At 67.3% G+C, this 18779-nt stretch carries 11 protein-coding genes; all 11 read left to right on the top strand.

The features are described from left to right. The first annotated feature begins 771 nt into the window (after positions 1–771). The 11 genes from AQI95_RS41530 (at position 772) to AQI95_RS41480 (ending at position 18760) form a co-directional block, all read left to right on the top strand. Positions 772–6024, top strand: coding sequence for a non-ribosomal peptide synthetase (locus AQI95_RS41530; RefSeq protein ID WP_067136346.1), 5253 nt, complete (start codon positions 772–774; stop codon positions 6022–6024). A 42-nt stretch (positions 6025–6066) separates the two neighbouring features. Next, entirely contained in the window at positions 6067–9156 is a 3090-nt protein-coding gene (locus AQI95_RS41525) for an amino acid adenylation domain-containing protein (protein ID WP_079071924.1), read from the top strand. Further along, positions 9153–9965: a thioesterase II family protein gene (locus tag AQI95_RS41520; RefSeq protein ID WP_067136344.1), complete on the top strand. Its 813-nt coding sequence runs from the start codon at positions 9153–9155 to the stop codon at positions 9963–9965. Before AQI95_RS41525 ends, AQI95_RS41520 begins: the two co-directional genes overlap by 4 nt. A 101-nt stretch (positions 9966–10066) precedes the next feature. Continuing rightward, complete coding sequence (locus tag AQI95_RS41515) at positions 10067–11035, top strand: hypothetical protein (RefSeq protein ID WP_159056696.1); 969 nt, start codon at positions 10067–10069, stop codon at positions 11033–11035. Continuing rightward, positions 11032–12231 carry an aminotransferase class I/II-fold pyridoxal phosphate-dependent enzyme gene (locus AQI95_RS41510; protein WP_079071923.1) on the top strand — a complete coding sequence of 400 codons (1200 nt, stop codon included), beginning with the start codon at positions 11032–11034 and terminating at the stop codon, positions 12229–12231. Before AQI95_RS41515 ends, AQI95_RS41510 begins: the two co-directional genes overlap by 4 nt. Further along, the gene (locus tag AQI95_RS41505; protein ID WP_067136340.1) at positions 12228–13160 is read left to right on the top strand and encodes a TIM barrel protein; all 933 of its coding nucleotides are present in this window, start codon (positions 12228–12230) and stop codon (positions 13158–13160) included. The genes AQI95_RS41510 and AQI95_RS41505 overlap by 4 nt, the downstream gene beginning before the upstream one ends. Beyond that, positions 13147–14427 carry a M20 family metallopeptidase gene (locus AQI95_RS41500; protein WP_067136338.1) on the top strand — a complete coding sequence of 427 codons (1281 nt, stop codon included), beginning with the start codon at positions 13147–13149 and terminating at the stop codon, positions 14425–14427. The genes AQI95_RS41505 and AQI95_RS41500 overlap by 14 nt, the downstream gene beginning before the upstream one ends. Positions 14428–14437: 10 nt before the next feature. Further along, on the top strand, positions 14438–15337 hold the full coding sequence (locus AQI95_RS41495) for a GNAT family N-acetyltransferase (RefSeq protein ID WP_159056694.1): 900 nt from the start codon (positions 14438–14440) through the stop codon (positions 15335–15337). A gap of 38 nt (positions 15338–15375) precedes the next feature. Continuing rightward, complete coding sequence (locus AQI95_RS41490) at positions 15376–16371, top strand: phosphotransferase (RefSeq protein ID WP_067136334.1); 996 nt, start codon at positions 15376–15378, stop codon at positions 16369–16371. Further along, positions 16368–17423 carry an NAD-dependent epimerase/dehydratase family protein gene (locus tag AQI95_RS41485; RefSeq protein WP_079071921.1) on the top strand — a complete coding sequence of 352 codons (1056 nt, stop codon included), beginning with the start codon at positions 16368–16370 and terminating at the stop codon, positions 17421–17423. The genes AQI95_RS41490 and AQI95_RS41485 overlap by 4 nt, the downstream gene beginning before the upstream one ends. Next, positions 17420–18760: a nucleotide sugar dehydrogenase gene (locus AQI95_RS41480; RefSeq protein WP_067136332.1), complete on the top strand. Its 1341-nt coding sequence runs from the start codon at positions 17420–17422 to the stop codon at positions 18758–18760. Before AQI95_RS41485 ends, AQI95_RS41480 begins: the two co-directional genes overlap by 4 nt. Positions 18761–18779 lie beyond the last annotated feature (19 nt).

Raw genomic sequence — 18779 nt, 5'->3', positions numbered from 1 at the left:
CGAATATCCTGCCGCGGCACCGTCGAGGCAAAGTTCACAGCGACTGGTTCGTAGTGGGCTTGGGCTGTTCCTTCGTGAGTTCAGTGCATCCTGTCCGGCATGTTGCGTCCGGAGCGCCCTTTCCTTTCGGTCTGACGCCATGACTCCTGCCGGCCCGAGTGGCAGGAGTCATGGCGGCGGGTGCTCACCGGGAATCTGCGTTCAAGTGCAGTCGCCGATATGCGGCAAATCTCGCCATTTTCCGAGGTTGACAATGAGTAAAAAATGACCCAAGCAAGTGTGATATCGGTACATATCGGGCGCAGTGCTCAATGTGGGGACGGTCTGTGAAGGGGTGACCCATCCGCCCTGCCGAAGTGTCGGAGTTCACCCTCCAGGAGGCGGTCGTTCGTGAGTATGATCATCGCTCCATGGCGGCTCCGGCGCTGCCGGGATGTCAAGAGTCGGACCTGAGTGGTGCCCCAACTGGGTTGCTGCGGGGGGAGATTGGGGTTGCAAGTGACCGAGGTCGTCCTGGTTCCTGACTGCTTCTGCGAGGACGCCGTTGGAGGCCGACGCTCCGTCATACCACCGCAGGATGGAAGCACCGGAGAAGGCGACGGGTCGGCGCGGCTCCTGAGTGTCGTACTCACGGTCTTGCAATGGCGTACCGGTGGTGGTGACGACTTCACAATCGGCCACTCAGGGCGGTCCTTCGCTTCTCGAAGCGGTGAGACTCTCTCTGAACGGGCCGGGCGGCTTGCGGACTTCATTCGCGGAAGCGTCGACTGGGTGATTCAGGGCGACATCACTTCCTCGGAGTCGCTGGGATTCCGACTGTTCACGGAGCGCATCGACCAGATCGACACTCCGGCAGAGGGCTTGACCGTGCGGTACCGGTTCACAGGGCGAGATATTCCCACGCTCACCCTCCAGGCCTCGGAGTCCTATGCGATCCGTGTGCCGCTGGATTCCATCAAACAAGAGATCCAGGAGTGCTGCGCCCGTTGGGCCGACGTGTCTGGCCGCACGATCAGCAGTATCGACCTGCTTCGGCGGGCCGACGCGGAGATACAGGACGGCCTGAACAGGAAGCCTTCCCGGAAGTTCGCTGACTCGAGCATCGTTGCCCAAGTACTGGCACATGCCGCCGAGGATCCGGGCCTGGTCGCGGTGACGACGGAGGAAGGCGACACGACGTACGGCCAGCTGGAACGTTTCTCCAGCGTCCTGGCGGAGCAGCTACGAGCGGCGGGAGTCCGCGCCGGTGCCATCGTTCCGATCGTGACACGGCGCGGTCTCTTTGAGATCGTCGCGATGCTTGCCGTGATGCGTGTCGGCGCCGCCTACAGCTGCTTCGACGCCGAGCAGCTCAACCAGCGTGATGTGCAGGCTCTTTCGGCGCTGGGCTCGGACACCGTCCTGGTCGAGGGCGAGGCGGACCGCGTCCACGGCGGTGAAGAGGGAGCCGAGGAGTCGCTCGCCCGGCGTCTACCGGGCCTGCGGGTGATCCGAGGCTTCGTCACCGACGCCCCGCCAGGTCACCCAGGCGGCGAAACACCCTCGACGTACGAAGCGATCACCGGCGACCAGCTCACCCACGTGATCCACACCTCTGGTTCCACCGGTGTTCCCAAGGCTGTGGGGATCAGGCACGAGAGCGTCCTCAACTTCTCACTGGAAGCGGACTACCTTCCCGGCGAGTACCGCCGGGTGTTCGTCCACTACTCGTCTCTGTCCTTCGACGCCACCACCTTCGAGGTCTGGGCCCCCCTGATCAGGGGTGACCGCGTGGTCGTTGCGCCGCCCGGCCGGGTCACTCCCCGGACGCTGGGGACGCTCATGCGGCAACACGGTGTCACCACCGCGTGGGTCACTATCGGCCTGCTCCAGGCGCTCGCCGCGGACGACATCAGCCTGATCGACGGGCCCGTCGAGATTTTCACCGGGGGCGACGTCGTCGACCCGGCGGTCGTACGCACCACCTTGGAAGCGGTCGAAGGCCGATCCGTCACGGTCGTGTACGGCCCCACCGAAACCACGGTCTGGGTGACCACCCGACGTTACGAGAGCGCGGCGGACGTCCCTGGGAGGATACCTCTCGGGACGCCGATCAAAGGTGCCCAGGTGCAGGTGCTGGACGCGCTCGGCCGTCGGCTGCCGCCGGGTGTGCCGGGTGAACTGTCCGTCGCCGGCCTGCCGGTCGCTGCGGGCTATCTGGGCGAGGCGCAGGCTTCATCCGACAGGTTCGTCCCCTGCACGTGGGGTTCCGGCGAGCTGAGGATGTACCGGACCGGGGACATGGCGCGCCGGGGGGCCACGGGAGAACTGGAGTTTTTGGGGCGCAGGGATTCCCAAGTCAAGGCCGGCGGCTTCCGGATCGAACTGGATGAAGTCGAGGCTCTGTTGCGCCGCCACCCGGGGGTTGCGGACGTCGCTGTCGCGGCTGTTCCCGACAGTCTCGGACGTTTGCAGGTGCATGCCTGGATCACGGCCCGCGAGCCGGAGCTCACGGTGGAGGACGTACAGGCCTACGCCGATGACAACCTTCCGCACTACATGGTTCCGGCACGCTACTGGTCCGCCGATTCCATCCCGCTGAACCGGAGCGGCAAGGTTGACCGCAAGGCGCTCGCGGCGGGTACCTTCGTGCCGTTGCGGTCACGGCACGCTACCGCGGGCCTGGTGACGCCGACCGAGCGACTCGTCGGCGAGATCATGCAACAGGTGCTCGGGTGCGGTGAAATAGCGCGCGACGAAGACTTCTTCACCATCGGTGGCACCTCGCTCAGCGCGCTGCGGGTCATGGCGGCGATCGAGAAGGCGGCATTCGTTGCTCTGCCCCCCGGCACTGCTTTCCGGCACCGCACCCCGCGCGCACTCGCCCTAGCGGTGGAAGCGGCGCGCGAGACGGCCGAGGCGGAACGGCAGACCGACAAGCCGCAGGAAGACATCCAGCCCCTGTCACCGGAACAGGCCTCGCTTCTGTTCATGCAGGAGATGTTCGCTGATGGCAAACCCGTTTACCACGTACCGCTTCTGTTCGAGCTGACCGGGGAGGTCGATCCGGAACGCCTGTGTCACGCGGTGGACACCGTGGTGGCGAACGAGATTGCGCTCAGGAGCGCGCTCGCCCGTCGGGACGGGGTCTACTGGACCGTCCCGGTCGGGGACCCTCCCAGGACCATGTTCCTGGACCTCACCAGTGAGTCACCGGCGGACGCCGAGCGTCAGGCCAAGGCCATTGTCCAGGACTTGTGCGCCCGTCCTTTCACCGAGGGCGAGGCGCTCTTCCGGTGCGCGGTGCTGCGCCACTCGGCGGGCCGCGTAACGCTCGCCGCGGTCGCGCATCACGTCGTGTTCGACGGAGCTTCGCGGAGCTTGTTCATGCGCCGTTTGGAAGCCGCTTACACCGGCGAGCCCATCGACTCGTCGCGTTATCGCTTCACAGCACCCCCGCAGCGGGAGCCGAGTGCCGCGGCGGTGGCCTACTGGCTGGAGGTCTTCAGCAGTCCGCCGCCGTCGCTGGAGCTCTCCCCGGAGCAGAGGCCGGAGGCGCTCAGCGGCGCCGGACGCACCTACCGGTTCGACTGGTCGGATCTGCTGGCGCGCGTCGAGGCCGTCGCTGGCCGCACGGGCGGCACCGTCACTTCCGTACTGCTCGCCAGTTTCGCGGTCGTCCTGAGCCGTTTCGCCCGTCAGAACGACGTGGTCGTGGCCACCGCGTTCTCCGGCCGTCATCGGCAGGACTCCGCCGACGCCATCGGGATGCATGTAAGCACGCTGCCCCTGCGTATGAACGTCGACCCGGCGCTTCCGGGTGGCCACTTCGTGAAGTCGGTACAGGATCTCTTGCTGGAGGCCCTGGAGCACTCGGACTGCAGTTTCGACCGCATCGTCGCGCTGGCTGGCGCGGAACGACACGCCTCCCGGCTGCCGTTGGCGCAAACGATGCTCGTCGTCAATGAGGAGGCCGGTGACTGGTTCGGGTCGGTTGACGGCGTACGGTGCACCGCGACGCCGATCGACCTGGGGGTTGCCCGTTTCGACCTGGCTGTGTCCTTCAGCGTGTCGGACGGCCGTCTCACCGGCACCGCCGAGTTCGCTCACGAGGTCCTTCCGGAGCATCTGGTCGTCTCCCTCGTCGACTCCTGGCACGTGCTGCTCGACTCTCTTCAGGCAGCCCTCGACGAACCGGTCGGTTCCTTCGCTCTGCTGTCGGACGCCGACCGGGAGGCCATCGTCCGGCGTGGGACAGGGGCACGCAGTGAGCCTTCGGCAGCGACGCTGTGGGACGCTGTCGCGCGGTGGGAGCGTGAGTCGCCTTCGGCCGTCGCGCTGCGCACGACCGACTCCACCATCACATACGCGGAACTGATGCGGCGCACCCGTGCCCTCCGCGCCGGCCTGCACTCCCGTGGCGTCCGGGCCGGGCAGGTGGTGGCCCTCGCCCTGCCCCGAGGCGTGGCCGTTGTCGAGACGATGCTCGCTGTCGCGGGCCTGGGCGCCGTCTACATGCCCCTGGCCGCGGCCACCCCGCTTGAACGGCTGCGGAACCTGACGACTGCCGTGGGGGCCAGGTGGCTGGTCACCGACGGCGACGCGCCCCAGGTCGAGGGAGTCGTCCATCTGTCGCTGGCAGGGCTGACAGAAGGTCCTGACGGCACTGCTACGGGTGACGCGCCCGCGACGACCGAACCAGGCGGTGGTGTCCGCGCCGACGAACTGCTCTGTGTCATGACGACCTCCGGTACGACCGGTACCCCCAAAGCCATCAACCTGACCCACGCCAACCTCCTGTCGTTCACGGCGGACCCCGACTTCGACGACGGACACGAGGTGGTCGTCTTCCACGCGCCGCACAGCTTCGATGCCGCCGCCTACGAGATATGGGTGCCGCTCACACGCGGCAACACCGTCTTCATCGCGCCCGACCGGCAGTTCGACCTGGCGGACTACCGCTGGTTGGTCAAGGAGTCGCAGGCCACGGCGATGGCTGTCACGGCGGGCCTGTTCCGCGTTCTCGCCCAGACGGACCCGTCCTGCTTCGCAGGCCTGAAGACGGTGCTCGCCGGCGGGGACGTGGTGACCGTCGAAGCCGTCCGGGACGTGCTGGCCGCCTGCCCTGACCTGGTCGTCCGGCACCAGTACGGCCCGACGGAGACGACTACGTTCGCCACCACCCTCGCCATCGACGCTTCGACGGATCTGAGCGGCATGAAGCGGCTACCACTCGGCGGCCCCACTGCGGGCACTCGCGTCTATGTACTGGACCGGCAACTGAAGCCGGTGCCGCCCGGCTGTGCCGGTGAGATCTGTATCGCCGGCGACGGCGTGGCCATGGGCTACCGCTCCGCCGACCCAGAAGCGCACGACAACTTTGTCGCTGACCCGTTCGGAGCCCCTGGCGCGCGCATGTACCGTACGGGCGACATCGGCTACTGGTCGGACGCCGGACTGAACTTCGTCGGCCGAGCCGACCAGCAAGTCAAGATCCGGGGCTTCCGGGTCGAACCAGGCGAGGTCGACCACGCGATCCGGAAGCAGCCCGGGGTAGCGGATGTCGCCGTCGGCGTCCTGGACGGCGGCGAGCGAGGCAAGTACCTCGGCGCCATCGTCGTTCCTGATGAGGGGGTCTCCCTCACCGCGCAGGCCCTGCGTGTCTCCCTTTCCGCCGCCCTGCCGGACCATCTCGTTCCGTCGCGCATCGTCGTTCTGCCCGCGCTGCCCATGACGGGCAATGGCAAGGTCGACACAAGCGTCCTCCAGGACCGACTTGCGGCCGAGCCCGCACAGCAGGCAGCGCTGGCCGCGGAGCCGGAACGCCCCTCCGGCGAAGCCGGTGTCGTCCTCACGTGCATGCGCGAAGTCCTCGGTGCGCCGACACTCCGAGAAGAGGACAACTTCTTCGACTTCGGAGGCTCATCCCTGGACGCCATGAGGCTCGCCGCGATGCTGCGCGACGCGGGCCTGCGGTGCTCCGTGCGTGACATCTACCGCCTCCAGACGGCCGAGCTGCTGGCGCAGTCCTGCCAGGCCATCTGAGGTCCCAACGGAAAGGCTCTTGACTTGCGCACTCTCAGTGCCATGTTTTACTCCCGCGCGGCCGCGTGCCCGCATGCCCCGGCGGTACGGACGGCACAAGGCACCATGTCGTACTCGGAGCTGGCGCAGGCGGCTCAGGCTGTCGAGGCGACGCTGCGGCTGCGAGGCGTGGGGGCAGGGGACCGAGTGGCCATCGCGGCCCTGCCGGGTCCTTGGTTTCTCAGCACGATTATCGCGGCCGCTGAGCTGCGCGCGACCTACGTACCGCTCGACCTACGGCACACCTCCGAGCGGCTCCGCACTGTCGTGGAGCGGTCCTCCTGCGTGTGCGTGGTGGTCGACGACGCCGGAGCCGCCGTGCTCGACGCGGGCACGGCGACGCTGCACCTTGACGACGTCAAGCCCGTCGAAAGCGTGCTTCCGGCACCCGAGGACACCCTCCACGTAACGGACGACGCCGTTCTCTACGCGATGTTCACCTCCGGCTCGACCGGAGAGCCCAAGGGCGTTCTCATCGATCACGCCGCGGTCGCCCAGCTGGTCACGGCGGCCACCACCGACTTGGCCATCCCGGCCGGCGCGGTGTGGAGCTGGACCCACTCGCCGGCTTTCGACTACTCCACCTGGGAAACCTGGGGTGCGCTGCTGACCGGAGGATGCGTCGCCGTTCCGGAGCCCGGAACGGTCGCCGACCCCGAGGCGTTGTGCCGGTTCCTGGTCGAGCAGCGCGTAAACGTGTTCAGCCAGACCCCGTCCTCATTCCGGCGGATCACCACCGATGCCCGGTTGCTCGACATGGCGACGTCGAGCAGAGACCTGACCCATGTCATCTTCGGTGGTGAGGCCCTGCCGTCGGCGACGGTGAAACCGTGGGCGAGCAGGCAGGGCCTCACGGCACCCCGCCTGGTCAATATGTACGGCATCACCGAGACATCGGTGCACTCGACCTTCCATGTCCTCGGCGACGACTCCCTCGCCGACGTCCAGGTTCCCGTCGGTCACGCCCTGACCGGCAGGAGCGTCACTGTGCGGGACGCCGACGGCCGGCTCCTGGAGCCGGGGGAGACGGGCGAGCTGTTCGTCGGCGGCCACGGTCTGGCCGTCGGGTATCTCGACGACCCCGAGGCGACCGCGCGCGCCTTCGTGAACCTCCCCGGCGAGAACGGCGAATCCAAGCGTTTCTACCGCTCAGGTGACCTCGGACGCGTGGATCCACGTACCGGTGTCCTGTACCACTGCGGGCGCGCCGATCACCAAGTGAAGATCAGTGGCCATCGCGTCGCCCCAGAAGAGGTGGCGGCGGCGGTTTCCCGAGTCGACGGAGTAGGCGATGCCGTCGTCCTCGCCCAGCCGCACCCGGTCTTGCGGGAGCCCCGGCTCGTCGCTTACGTACGGCCCGACGAGCACGCCGCGCAGCGGCCGGTCCGGTACTTCCGCGAGCAGACCCGCGCGCTGCTGCCGCCGTATCTCGTCCCGTCCCACTTCGTGCGCGTCGACCAGCTCCCTCTGACGGCGAACGGGAAGCTGGACCCGTCCCGGCTGCCTTCGCCCTGGACCGATACGGCCGACGAACCGGCCACCGAAGCGTCTGACGCGGCCCGAGGCGTGGAGGAGACCCTCATCGCGGCCTTCGCGCAGGCCCTGTCGCTGACTACTGACGAAGTCGAACCTGACGCGGACTTCTTCTCTCTGGGCGGAGACAGCATTCTGGCCACCACCGTCTTCACCGCCACCCCGCAGCTGAGGGAACGGCTCACGCTCAGGGATCTGTTCACCACGACGACGGTCCGCGGCCTTGCCCAGCTCTGGCACGAGCGCTCCCCAGAGCCGGCGCGTGCCGGGACGACCGCCGAACCCGTCACCCCCGGTATCGTCGTGCTCCCCCTGACACGGGCTCAGCAAGGCATCGTCTACGAGTGGTCGAAGTCGTCGTCCGGTGCGTACCAGGACGGACTGCTCCACCACGTGTCCCTCTCCTGCACGTTGGACGACATCGTCGAGCGCATCGCGTTCCTGTCCACCGTCCACCCTGTGCTGCGGGCACGCCTGCGTCTGGACCGTTCCGAGGGCGAACTCGACCTGAGCGGCGACGCGTCCGTCAGCGTGACAAGCCATGACGACTCGGCGGACTCCAATGACGCCGCCGTCTCGCGGGCACGCCGGTGGATCGAGCAACGGCGCGCCGAACCCATGGATCTCACGGCAGGGCCGTTGTTCCGGTTCCGGGTGGGCAGACTGCAAGACGGCTCCTTCACCGTGGCCTTGGTCGCTCACCACGTCGTCACAGACGGTTGGAGCCTCAGCGTGCTACTGCGCGACCTGTACGACCTGTGCCTGGGCCTGCGCCGGCCGCAAGACCTGGCGGCCCGCTTCGGCGACCACCTCAAGGTCCTGGCCGCGCTGCCGGAGCTGGAGACGCGGGACATGGATGCCTTGGCGTCGGCCGGTGCCCTCACACCCGCCCGCCCGAGCCTGCGCCCGGTGTTTTCGTGGGCGGTATCGATGACCGGCACCACGCAGGAGAGCGGCGTGCCTGTGGATGACCGGTTGATCGACGCGGCCAAGGCGTTCGCAGCGGCGGCCGGTGTCCCCCTGAAGTCGGTGTTCGTCGCGGCTCACATGAAGGCCACGCAGACGGACACGGCGAAGCACCTCAGCGCCTGTGTTCCCGTATCAGGGCGTCCCGACCTGCCGGGCGGTGACACCTGCATCGGCTACTTTGTGCGTCTGCGATTGCTCGGACTCGCCCAGCAGCAGGGGGAATCGGCCGAGGAACTGGCGCGTCGCGTCTGGGACGCCGAACGGGTGCTGATGCAGACACGCTACGCACCGCTATCTGTGCAACTGGGGGCGGCGCCGGACACTTTGCCTCCCGTTCTCTTCAACTACGTCGACTTCCACGTGCTGAATTCCGTCCACTCGGTGATCAGGACGAGCGAGGCGTTCGATGAGAACAGCTTCCCGTTGACCATCGAGGTCGTGAACCGCACGGACGGTGCCCCCGGCGCACACAGATGCCTGGTACGGGCGAAGGGGGCGGCTGCGGCCTCGTTGCTGGAACAGCTCGCTGCCGAGCACGTGACGGCTCTGCGACAGATGGTCGCACCATACGTTGACGGAGGAAACGCGTGATACCGGAAAAGGACGCGATCACCGGCAAGATCCTCGCGGCGCAGGGCCACGACGCGTCCGTACATCGGGCCGCCCTGCTCTGCATCCCGCATGCCGGCGCCGGAGTCTCCTCGCTCTACGCGTTGCAGCAGATGTCACCACCGTGGCTGAGAACCGGAGTCGTGCGTTTCGCCGGCCGTGAGACCCGGTTCATGGCCGGCACCGTCTCCAGCGCTGACGTTTACCTGGAGGAGATCACCCGGAGCGCGGCCGAGCTGTCACGCTCGGGACCGCTGTTTCTGCTGGGGAACTGCAGTGGTGCCTCCCTGGCCTTGGCCTCCCAGCAGGCACTGGCAGACAGGGGGATCACGGTAGCCGGACTGATCGCGGTCAGCGCACCCGCTCCGGTGGCGCCGGCGGCGGTACTCCCCTCGGGGCTGACCGACGCGCAGTTCGTCGACTGGCTCAGGACGTCCTGGCGTATTCCACCAGGACTGTTTGAGGACGAGGAGATGCTCGAACTGCTCCTGCCCCAACTGCGCGCCGACTGTGAAGTCCTCTCGGCCCTGCCCAAGGAGAGAGCGGGCCTGGGCGCGCCCGTTCTGGTCGTCCTCGGGGAGGACGACGAGCACCTGGGCGCGGCGGATGTACGGCGATGGCGGGACTGGGGAGCCGCAGTCACCGGCACATCGGTGCCGGGCGGACACTTCGTGGCCGTCGATCACCCCGCATCCGTCTGGCGGGCCGCATCCGCGTTCATCGAGGAGGTCATGGCAGCGGACGGTCTGCCGGGGCAGCGTGATCCCGCGGCCGAGATCACCCTGCCGTAATCACCGCCGCGCCCAGTACCCAAGGGGGACGGCATCCGAGGATCTGCGTTCGTCAGAGCCCTCGCACGGCTCAGCCCTGCTCGAAAAGAAAGATGACGGACATGACACGAACCGACGCGGAACGCCTCCTGGAGAGGGATCCCGTCATTCGTTTCTCGTGGGGAAACCTGACCAGCCGGCTCGACAAGGCGCAGCTCTACGCGTGGGAGCCTCAGTTCCGGGAGGTCCTGTACGAGACGGCCACCGGTCTGGAGCTGGATGACGGGAAGCTGGCGGCGGCGCTGCAGACCGTCGGACTGGGAATATTCCGCCCGGATGCCATCGCGGCCGGCAAGGTGGACACCATCCTCGACTTCTACGCGCGTCTCGGAACGGAACCGTTCTTCGCTGTTCCCGTGGTCATGACGAAGTCGGTCGTCCGGGAGGTGTGGCGTTATCAGCTCAACGCCGCCACTGGCGAGCTGCTCAAAATGTTCGACCTGCTCTACGAGGCGTCACCCGCCATCCTCGCCTTGTTTCGCACGGACCCGTGCGAGGTTCCGGTCCCTTGCTCCGTCCTCATGGCCGATGCCAAGGGTGAGGCCGACCCGGGGGACCGCCAGGGCTGGGAACTCCGATCGCACCTGGGCAGCACCAATCGCATAGAGGTCTTCTTCCATACGGCCGACGAGCCCGTCGACGTCCTGCGCGACGGCGGCATCTGTCTCGGGCCGGAAGGCCTGGCCGCCGCGCTGCGCGAGCGGACCGGCCCAAATGTGCGCGATCGCATCCGCGAACTGGCTCAGGAGATCCGGTCGGCCCACCCGGGCCGTGCGATCCGCCGCGAGGAACTGTTCCCGCCGCTGGCCAGGGCATGGCCGGCCGGTGAGGAGACGACTCTTGACCGCTGGACGCTGCTGCGGCACTTCGGAAGCCTGCCCGCCGCGTACGCGGGCCGCGACGAGAATCTGGTCGGTGATTCCGGCACCGACGCCTGGTGGCGCCAGGCCGGGCTGCTGCACGGCCGGACCCGGTACCTGGAGAGCCGGGTCGGCAACGCAGGGCCGGAACGACCCGACGGAGACCGATGATGACAACATCTTCCGGCCCCATTCCTTACAGCCGACCGTTCTGGACGGCCGAGGAACGCGACGAAGTGACCCGGGTCATCGAATCGGGCATGTGGACGAACGGGGTGTCCCTGGCCGCCTTCGAGCAGGCGCTGGCAGAGTCCATGGACGCTCCGCACGCTGTCTGCTTCTCCAGCGGAACCGCGGCGATCCACGCCTTGCTGGCCATGCTCCGCAAGCCGGCCGGAAACGGCCTGGTGGTCACGTCCACGCTCAACTTCGCCGCCGTACCCGCCAGTGCCCGACTGCTCGGCTATGACGTGGCGTTCACCGACATCGACCGTGCCACGCTCAACATGGCGCCGGAGTCGCTGGAGGAGCTGCTGCACGGCATCGGCTCCCGATACGACCAGATCGTCGTGTTTCCAGTCCACTTCGCTGGGCTACCCGCCGACCTGACTGCCCTGCGCTCGGTCGCCGACCGGTTCGGCGCGGTGCTTGCCGAGGACGCCTGCCATGCCGCCGGCGCCCACTACGAGCCGGGTGGACGTCCGGTGGGCGGGCATCCCGGGAGCACGGCCGCCGCCTTCAGCTTCCACCCGACCAAGCCCGTGGCGGCTGCCGAGGGCGGTGCACTGACCTTGCGTGACGATGAACTGGCCGACAAGCTGAGGGCCTTCCGCAATCACAACATGCGGCGCCCGCACACCGCCGGCGCCGAGGCCGCCGAGCCTTGGTCCTATGAAATCCATGAGCCGGGTCTGAACTTGCGGCTTTCCGACATCCATGCCGCGATCGGCCTGGTGCAACTACGCCGGCTGCCGGAAAGCCTCTCACACCGCCGCACAATGGCGCGGCGTTACCGCGCGGAGCTGTCGGCATCACCCGCGATCCGCAGTATCCCGGACGACCCGCACGAGCTGTCCGCCCTGCACTTGTTCCCGGTCGAGTTCAACGTGGACCGGCTCGGCATGACCAAGGCCGCGGTGTACGACTTCTTCCTTGCCGCGGGTATCCGCCTCCAGGTCCACTACACGCCCCTGCACCGCTTCCCGGCCTTCTCCGGTTTGCCGACGGTCCGAGACCGGTGGTTCCCCGTCTGCGACGACGTGATGCGTGGCACGTTCAGCCTCCCTATGTACTTCGGCCTCGGAGAGGGCGAACAGCAGCAGGTGATCGACACCGTGCGCGACCTGGTGCGGAAGGCGCCCAGGTGAGCACGGTGCTGTCCATTCCCTTCCTCGCCTCGCGGGCAGTGCAGTACGACCCGCGCTGGACCGAGGACGGGCTGGGCACAGAGGCATCCCTGTTCGATCGCGCCGACCTCGAAGACGAGGCGACGTGGCGTCAGGTGTGGCGGACGGTCGGCCGTATCGCCCGCGGCGACCGCCCACCGTCGTTCACTTTCCACTTCCCCGTGAACGACTGTGACTGGATCGGCGACCCGTGGGTGCGCGCACGGCTCGACGAGACCATTGAGCGCGCCGGTGAACTCGGGCTGGACGGCATCGTGCTGCACTCGAACCGGTGGCGGACCGTCGCCGAGTGGCAGCGCCGCGACCTCGCGGCGGAACGGGCACTCCTCGCCGAGCGAGTGGCGAACCTGCGCGAGCGGCTCACCGGCGCCGGCCCGTGGATCGGGCTGGAGAACATGCCCCTGACGGGGAACGACGGAACGGACCTCGACCCCCTGCTGCTGGTGCCCGCCGACTACACGGATCTCGTGGGCGGTAACGTCGGTATAACCTGGGACTTCTGTCACTACAGTTACACCGTTGAAATGACCCGGCGGATCGCTGCCGGATCCCTGGAGCCACGGTCCTGGTACCCGGACGTCGGACTGCCGTCTTTCGACGACTTCGAGGAACTCGGGTCGGCGCTGCGGCACTTCCACTTCAGCGCCTTCTCCGGATTCGCAGACGCGAGCCGGGGCCGGGTCTGCGCCGAGGGCGTCCCCCCCTGGCAAGCGGACGTCCCCGAGCCGGTGTACGCGTCGGCACTCCGTTCCATGGCCGCCATGCCACACGTGAAGGCGATCACCCTGGAGATCGCCGAGCGGGACTACACACAAAGAGAGAACGTCTTCGCCGTGGCGCGCTGGTGCCGCCAGGTGATCGAGGAGGGACCAACCGATGCGACCCGGTGACGTGGTCGACAAGGCCGTGCTGACCGCGCTGAAAGACCGCGAGGAGGAGCTGACCGGTCTTCTGGGCGACCTGATCCGTTGCCACCCGGTCTACGGATCCGAGGGACAGCGTGCCGCACTCGATCTGCTGCGTACCCGGCTTGAGGCCGTCGGCTTCTCGGTACGGATGCACAGCCACACAGCGAAGGAGATCGCGTCGTCCGCGGAGTACGTCGACGTACCATCCCTCGGTACCGAGTTCGCGGACTATCCCGACCGTGAGCGCTGGTTTCTCACGGCTGAGCGCGTCTTCGGCCCAGGAGGGCCGCACGTCCTGCTCAACGGCCATGTCGACGTGGACTTCGTGACCGCGCCCCATGACTGGGCGGAGCCCGGCCTATGGCGGTCCGGTGCCGACCGGGACGGCAGGATCATCGGACGCGGCGCCTGCGACATGCTCGGTGGTGTCGCCGCCTACGTGCAGGTTCTGACGACTCTAGTCCCTCATCTCTCCGAGGCCCGAGGAGCCGTCACCCTGCACCTGGTGCTCGACGAGGAGATCGGCGGCAACGGCACCCTCGCCGCATTGCTGTCCGAGTCCGACCGCCGCTTTGACGTCGGCCTCATAGCCGAACCCACCGGCGGGCTCGTGTGCGACCGGACCTACGGCTTTCACCAGTTCTCGGTGCGCTGCTTCGGCGATCCGGTCCACATGGCCTTCGCCGACGCGTACGACAACGCCCATCGTGTGCTCGCGGATGTGATTCGCGAGCTGGAGGAGCTAGACGACTGGATCGCCGGTCGGGCGGCATCTACCAGCCGCACGCGTCACGTCATGTACGGGGTGATCAGTGGCGGTAGCGACGCCGCGGTACCGGCGGAGACGTGCGAGGTCCAGGTGACACTGGCCCTTCCGCCCACGATCACGGCCCATGAGGTCACGGACCGGCTCGCGGCGCGGCTTTCCCGGCTGACCGGCGTGCGCAGGCCCCCGGTACTGGAGTCCTACGGACTGTCGTTCCCCGGCAGCTCCCACGACGACGCCCGCTGGTGTGACACCGTTCTGGACAGCGGCCGCAGCTGTGGGGTCGCACTGGCACGCGGTGATTTCCCGAGCGCCTGCGACGCGCGCCTGCTTGAGAGCGCCGGCATTCCCACGATCGTCTACGGCCCTGGTAGTCTGACCCGCGCCCACAGCTCCGACGAGTACGTGACGCGAGAAGAGCTCACCGACTACTGCCAGGTGCTGGCGCTGACCCTGCTGACGCTGTGGAGTCCGGGTGCCTAGCCGCGGGCGGGTGCGGCTGACCGACGTGACCGCCGACTGGGACGAGACCGCCACGGGGGTGCCGGGCGTCGGTCCCTACCAGACCCGTCGCTGGGGCTCGATGGTCGCCCGCGCGTTCGGCGGTACGTTCCGCGTCCTGCGTGTGGACGACCACACACCTCGATATGTGCCCCTCATGCAGGGCGGGCAGCTCGCCGGGGACGGTTTTTGCTGTGGACACCTCGGCTACGGCGGGGTGTTCGACGCCAGCGGCTCGCCGCTCTCCTGCTCGGACCAGGTCCGCACGATCGCGGCCGTCGAGCAGGCTCTCGGTAAACCGTGCAGGCGCCTGGTAACTGGTCCCGGAACTCCGGCTGGCGCGGTGTCCGGCGCCGAGGTCCGCGCGACACACCTGGTTCCCCTAGTGGCGGACGCCGGCCAGCGGCTCCCGAGCTACCGAGTCCGGGCCCGGCGTGCCGTGGCGAAGGGGCTGCGTGTCGGACTGACCGCAGGACCGTTGACCGAAGCGGAACTGGACCGGGCGGCTGAGCTCATCTGGGAGACCCAGGCACGTGTGGGTGCCGCCTATCGGACACCCCTGCCCCTGCTCGCGTCACTGGCTGCCGACGCACAGGACTTCGGATGGCTGCTCGCCTGTCGTCTGGACGGTGAATTGCTGGCGGTCAGCGGCTTCATCCGCTTCGCGGGTCAGGTCGCGTACCTCTTCAACGGCTGGCGGTCCGACGCCGCCGCCGTCGCGCCGAACTACGTGCTGATGCACGCGGCGCTCAGCCAGTTCGGAGACCTCGGAGACCGCCGGATGGACCTGGGTTATTCGCATCGGCAAAGTCTCCAGGAATTCAAACGAAGCTGGTCGGGAGCGTCTGCGCACTTTCTCGCGGTGGAAGCGCCGACAGCCCCTCGCGGGTGACACATACGCCCAGTTCATTCACCAACAGAAGAAGGCTCATGGTCACAAGACTGAACCGCCTGGCCGTCGTCGGAGCCGCCGAGGTGAACTCGGTGGCGTCCACCTACGGTCTCGGCCACGTCCGGGAGTTCCGCGAGTGTGGCGAGGGCATGGTCAACTCCAACTACCGCCTGGACACGGACGGGGGCACGTACCTTTTGCGCCTCTACGCAGCAGATCGTCGGCGCGAGGAGATCGACCTCGAACTGTCCGTGCTGCGTCATCTCGGGGACGCCGGGTTCCCCGTCCCCCGGTATGTGTGCGCGCGCAACGGGGAACGGGTGGGGGAACTGGCAGGACGGCTCTTCACGGTGCTGACCTACCTGCCTGGACGAACCCTGACCCAGGACGAACTCGCTCACGACATCGTCACCCAGGTTGGTTCGGCGTACGCCCGGATGCGCCTGCTCTTGAACGGCTTCGTACCGGACGGACGCAAGGACAACGCCGAGGAGCAGCTCTGCGGTGGCCTGATGGACGATGCGCTGAAGCGGCTTGAGGCCGAGGACGCAGAAGTGGCCGCCGAAGTCGGTGACGTCTGGTCCGAGGTCTCACCGCTGTTCACACCGCCCACCGAGCGGCAAGTGGTGCACGGGGACCTGTACTTCGCGAACACCGTGGTCGACGAGCACTGCAATCTCGTGGGGTTTATTGACTTCGACGACGCCTACCTGGGATCGTCACTGCTCGACCTGGCCTTGGTCGTCATGGAGTTCTCCACTCCGGCCGACAACGTCATCGACCTCGACCTGGCCGCTGCGTTGCTGCGCGCCTATGTCGCGGCGGGGGGTCCACGGCCGGACACGGATGTCTTCCCAGAGGCCCTGCTGTTCCTGTGCTGCAAATTTCTCTGCTACACCGCTCAGATCCAGCAGCGGCAAGGTGAGCCGATCGAGCAGAACGACTATCTGCGGCGGATGCGCCACCTGCGTACGAGGGAAGTCCGCGAGATGGTGCGCCATCGCGTCGAGCGCGCGGTGGTCACAGGCCGATGACCGACATGACAGGTCCCGGAGCACCGCAGAGTCACGTCGGCGATCCACACCAGTACGAGGGGAACACAACCATTCTGAACCGCATAACAGACGGACGTGTCCTGATCACGGGCGGATTGGGATTCGTGGGTGCCACGCTGGCCAAAAGCCTGGTGGAGGCCGGAAACTCCGTCACACTTCTAGACTTCGGCACGCCCCCGGGCTCCACCGCTCAGGCACTGGGACTGCTTGACGATCCAAAGGTCACGTGCGCGCGCGGTGACGCCACCGCACCGGAGACGTTCGCACAGCTCTCTGACGACTACACCCACATCGTGCATGCCGCAGCCGTACTCGGGGTGCAGCGCGTGGCGCGAGAGAGCCTGCTTACCCTCGACGTCAATATCCGTGGTACGCAGCTGTGCCTCGACTTCGCGGCCCGCCAACGTGACTTGAGACGCGCGGTGGTGCTGAGCACCAGTGAGGTCTACGGCCGGCAGGCGAACGCCACGCCGGAAACGGCCTCCCTGCGTCTCGACACCGACTCGCTGCGCTGGAGCTACGCGGCGAGCAAGGTCGCCGCGGAGTTCCTGGCCATGGCGTACCGGGCGGAGCGCGGAGTCCCCACGACCATTGTTCGGCCTTTCAACGTCTACGGGCCACATCGTTCGCTGGGGAACGCGATGACCACATTTGTCAGCAGGGCCCTTCGTGACGAGGAGATCACGGTCACCGGCGACGGCAAGCAGCGCAGATCCTGGTGTCATGTCACCGACTTCGTCGACGGAATCAATCGATGCCTGGCCATGGACGCCGCACTCGGCGAGACCTTCAACCTCGGTAATGATTCCGCGGCGCTGACCATTCGGGAACTCGCGGAGCTGATCATTGAGTTGAGCGGATCGCGTTCCTCCGTGCGCCTCCTCGGGGACGACACCCCCGACGTGGTGGACCGGTCACCCGACATCGACAAGGCCCGACGACTGCTCGGCTACCGGCCGGAGGTCGACTTGGAAACCGGTGTTGCCTCGCTGATCCGTGCCATGCGCGATGCACAGGGAGCCGTGAAATGATCACCGAGACCCCGGGAAAGGCGCTGATCTCTGCCATCACACACCGCACGGCCGTCATCGGTGTAGTCGGTCTTGGATACGTGGGCCTGTCGAACGCCGTGGCGTTCGCCGAGGCAGGGTTCCGCGTCATCGGAATCGACATCGAGTCCGAGCGCGTTGCGAAGATCAACCGCGGGGAGAGCCATCTGGAGCACGTCCCCGGTGAAGCAGTGGCGGAACAGGTCAGGGCGCAGCGACTGAGCGCGGCGACCGACTTCGACGTGGTGTCCACCCTCGACTGCGTCCTCGTGTGCGTACCGACACCGGTTCGGCGTGACACGGTCGATCCGGAGCCTGACCTGAGTCATGTGCGGGCAGCTGCGCAGGCGATCGCCCCCAGGCTGAAGCCGGGCAGCCTGGTGGTGCTGGAGTCGACCACTTTCGCCGGCACGACCGAAGACGTACTGCGCCCGCTGCTCGAAGCGAGCGGCCTGGTGGCCGGACGGGACTTCCTGCTCGGCTACGCCCCGGAGCGCATCGACCCCGGCAATCGGCAGTTCGCCCTCGAATCCATACCGCGTCTCGTCAGCGGCCACGGGCCGGACTGTCAGGAAGCGGTCCGTGCGTTGTACTCCCAGGTCTTCGAAAGCGTGCGTCTGGTCTCCTCCATACGTGCGGCCGAGGTGAGCAAGCTCTTCGAGAACACCTTTCGGTGGGTCAACATCGGCCTGGTCAACGAGCTGAAGATGATGTGCGACAGCATGGGACTGGACGTCTGGGAGGTGATCAGCGCGGCCAGTACCAAGCCCTTCGGCTTCCTCCCGTTCTTCCCAGGGCCCGGAGTCGGCGGCCATTGCATTCCCGTGGACCCGTACTACCTGGCCTGGAACGCCAGGCAGGTCGGCATGGAGGCACGGTTCGTATCGCTGGCCGGCCGGATCAACTCAAGCATGCCCGGTTACGTGGTCCAGCGCACGGCCGAGGCCTTGCTGGCGCATGACAAGGAGTTGACGGGCGCCCGGCTGCTGGTGGCCGGGGTCGCCTACAAGCGGGACGTGGACGACATCCGGGAGAGCCCTTCGCTGGAGATCATGCGGCTACTCGGTCAGGAGGGCGCCACGGTCGACTACCACGACCCCCACGTGCCGCAGTTGCCCGAAAACGCGGTCGGCCCCGATGCCGTCAAGTCGAAGACCTTGAGCACCCGGCTGGCCGCGGAGTACGACGCGGTGCTGATCCTGGTCGACCATTCGGACATTGACTGGGAGCAGCTCGTCGGGGGAGCGCCGCTCGTGATCGACACCCGTAATGTGACGGAGCGTCTGCCCCGGCTCGATTTCCAGGTTGTCAGAGGTTGATCGGCATGGGGGTGAGGAG

It is taken from the genome of Streptomyces yokosukanensis, from assembly GCF_001514035.1.
Classification (GTDB): domain Bacteria; phylum Actinomycetota; class Actinomycetes; order Streptomycetales; family Streptomycetaceae; genus Streptomyces; species Streptomyces yokosukanensis.
This window is presented reverse-complemented; position numbering and strand designations above follow the sequence as displayed.

Coding starts and splice junctions, on each gene's coding strand:
- AQI95_RS41480 (WP_067136332.1), top strand. CDS start 17,420: ATGATCACCGAGACCCCGGGAAAGGCGCTGATCTCTGCCATCACACAC.
- AQI95_RS41525 (WP_079071924.1), top strand. CDS start 6,067: ATGTTTTACTCCCGCGCGGCCGCGTGCCCGCATGCCCCGGCGGTACGG.
- AQI95_RS41510 (WP_079071923.1), top strand. CDS start 11,032: ATGATGACAACATCTTCCGGCCCCATTCCTTACAGCCGACCGTTCTGG.
- AQI95_RS41490 (WP_067136334.1), top strand. CDS start 15,376: ATGGTCACAAGACTGAACCGCCTGGCCGTCGTCGGAGCCGCCGAGGTG.
- AQI95_RS41515 (WP_159056696.1), top strand. CDS start 10,067: ATGACACGAACCGACGCGGAACGCCTCCTGGAGAGGGATCCCGTCATT.
- AQI95_RS41485 (WP_079071921.1), top strand. CDS start 16,368: ATGACCGACATGACAGGTCCCGGAGCACCGCAGAGTCACGTCGGCGAT.
- AQI95_RS41500 (WP_067136338.1), top strand. CDS start 13,147: ATGCGACCCGGTGACGTGGTCGACAAGGCCGTGCTGACCGCGCTGAAA.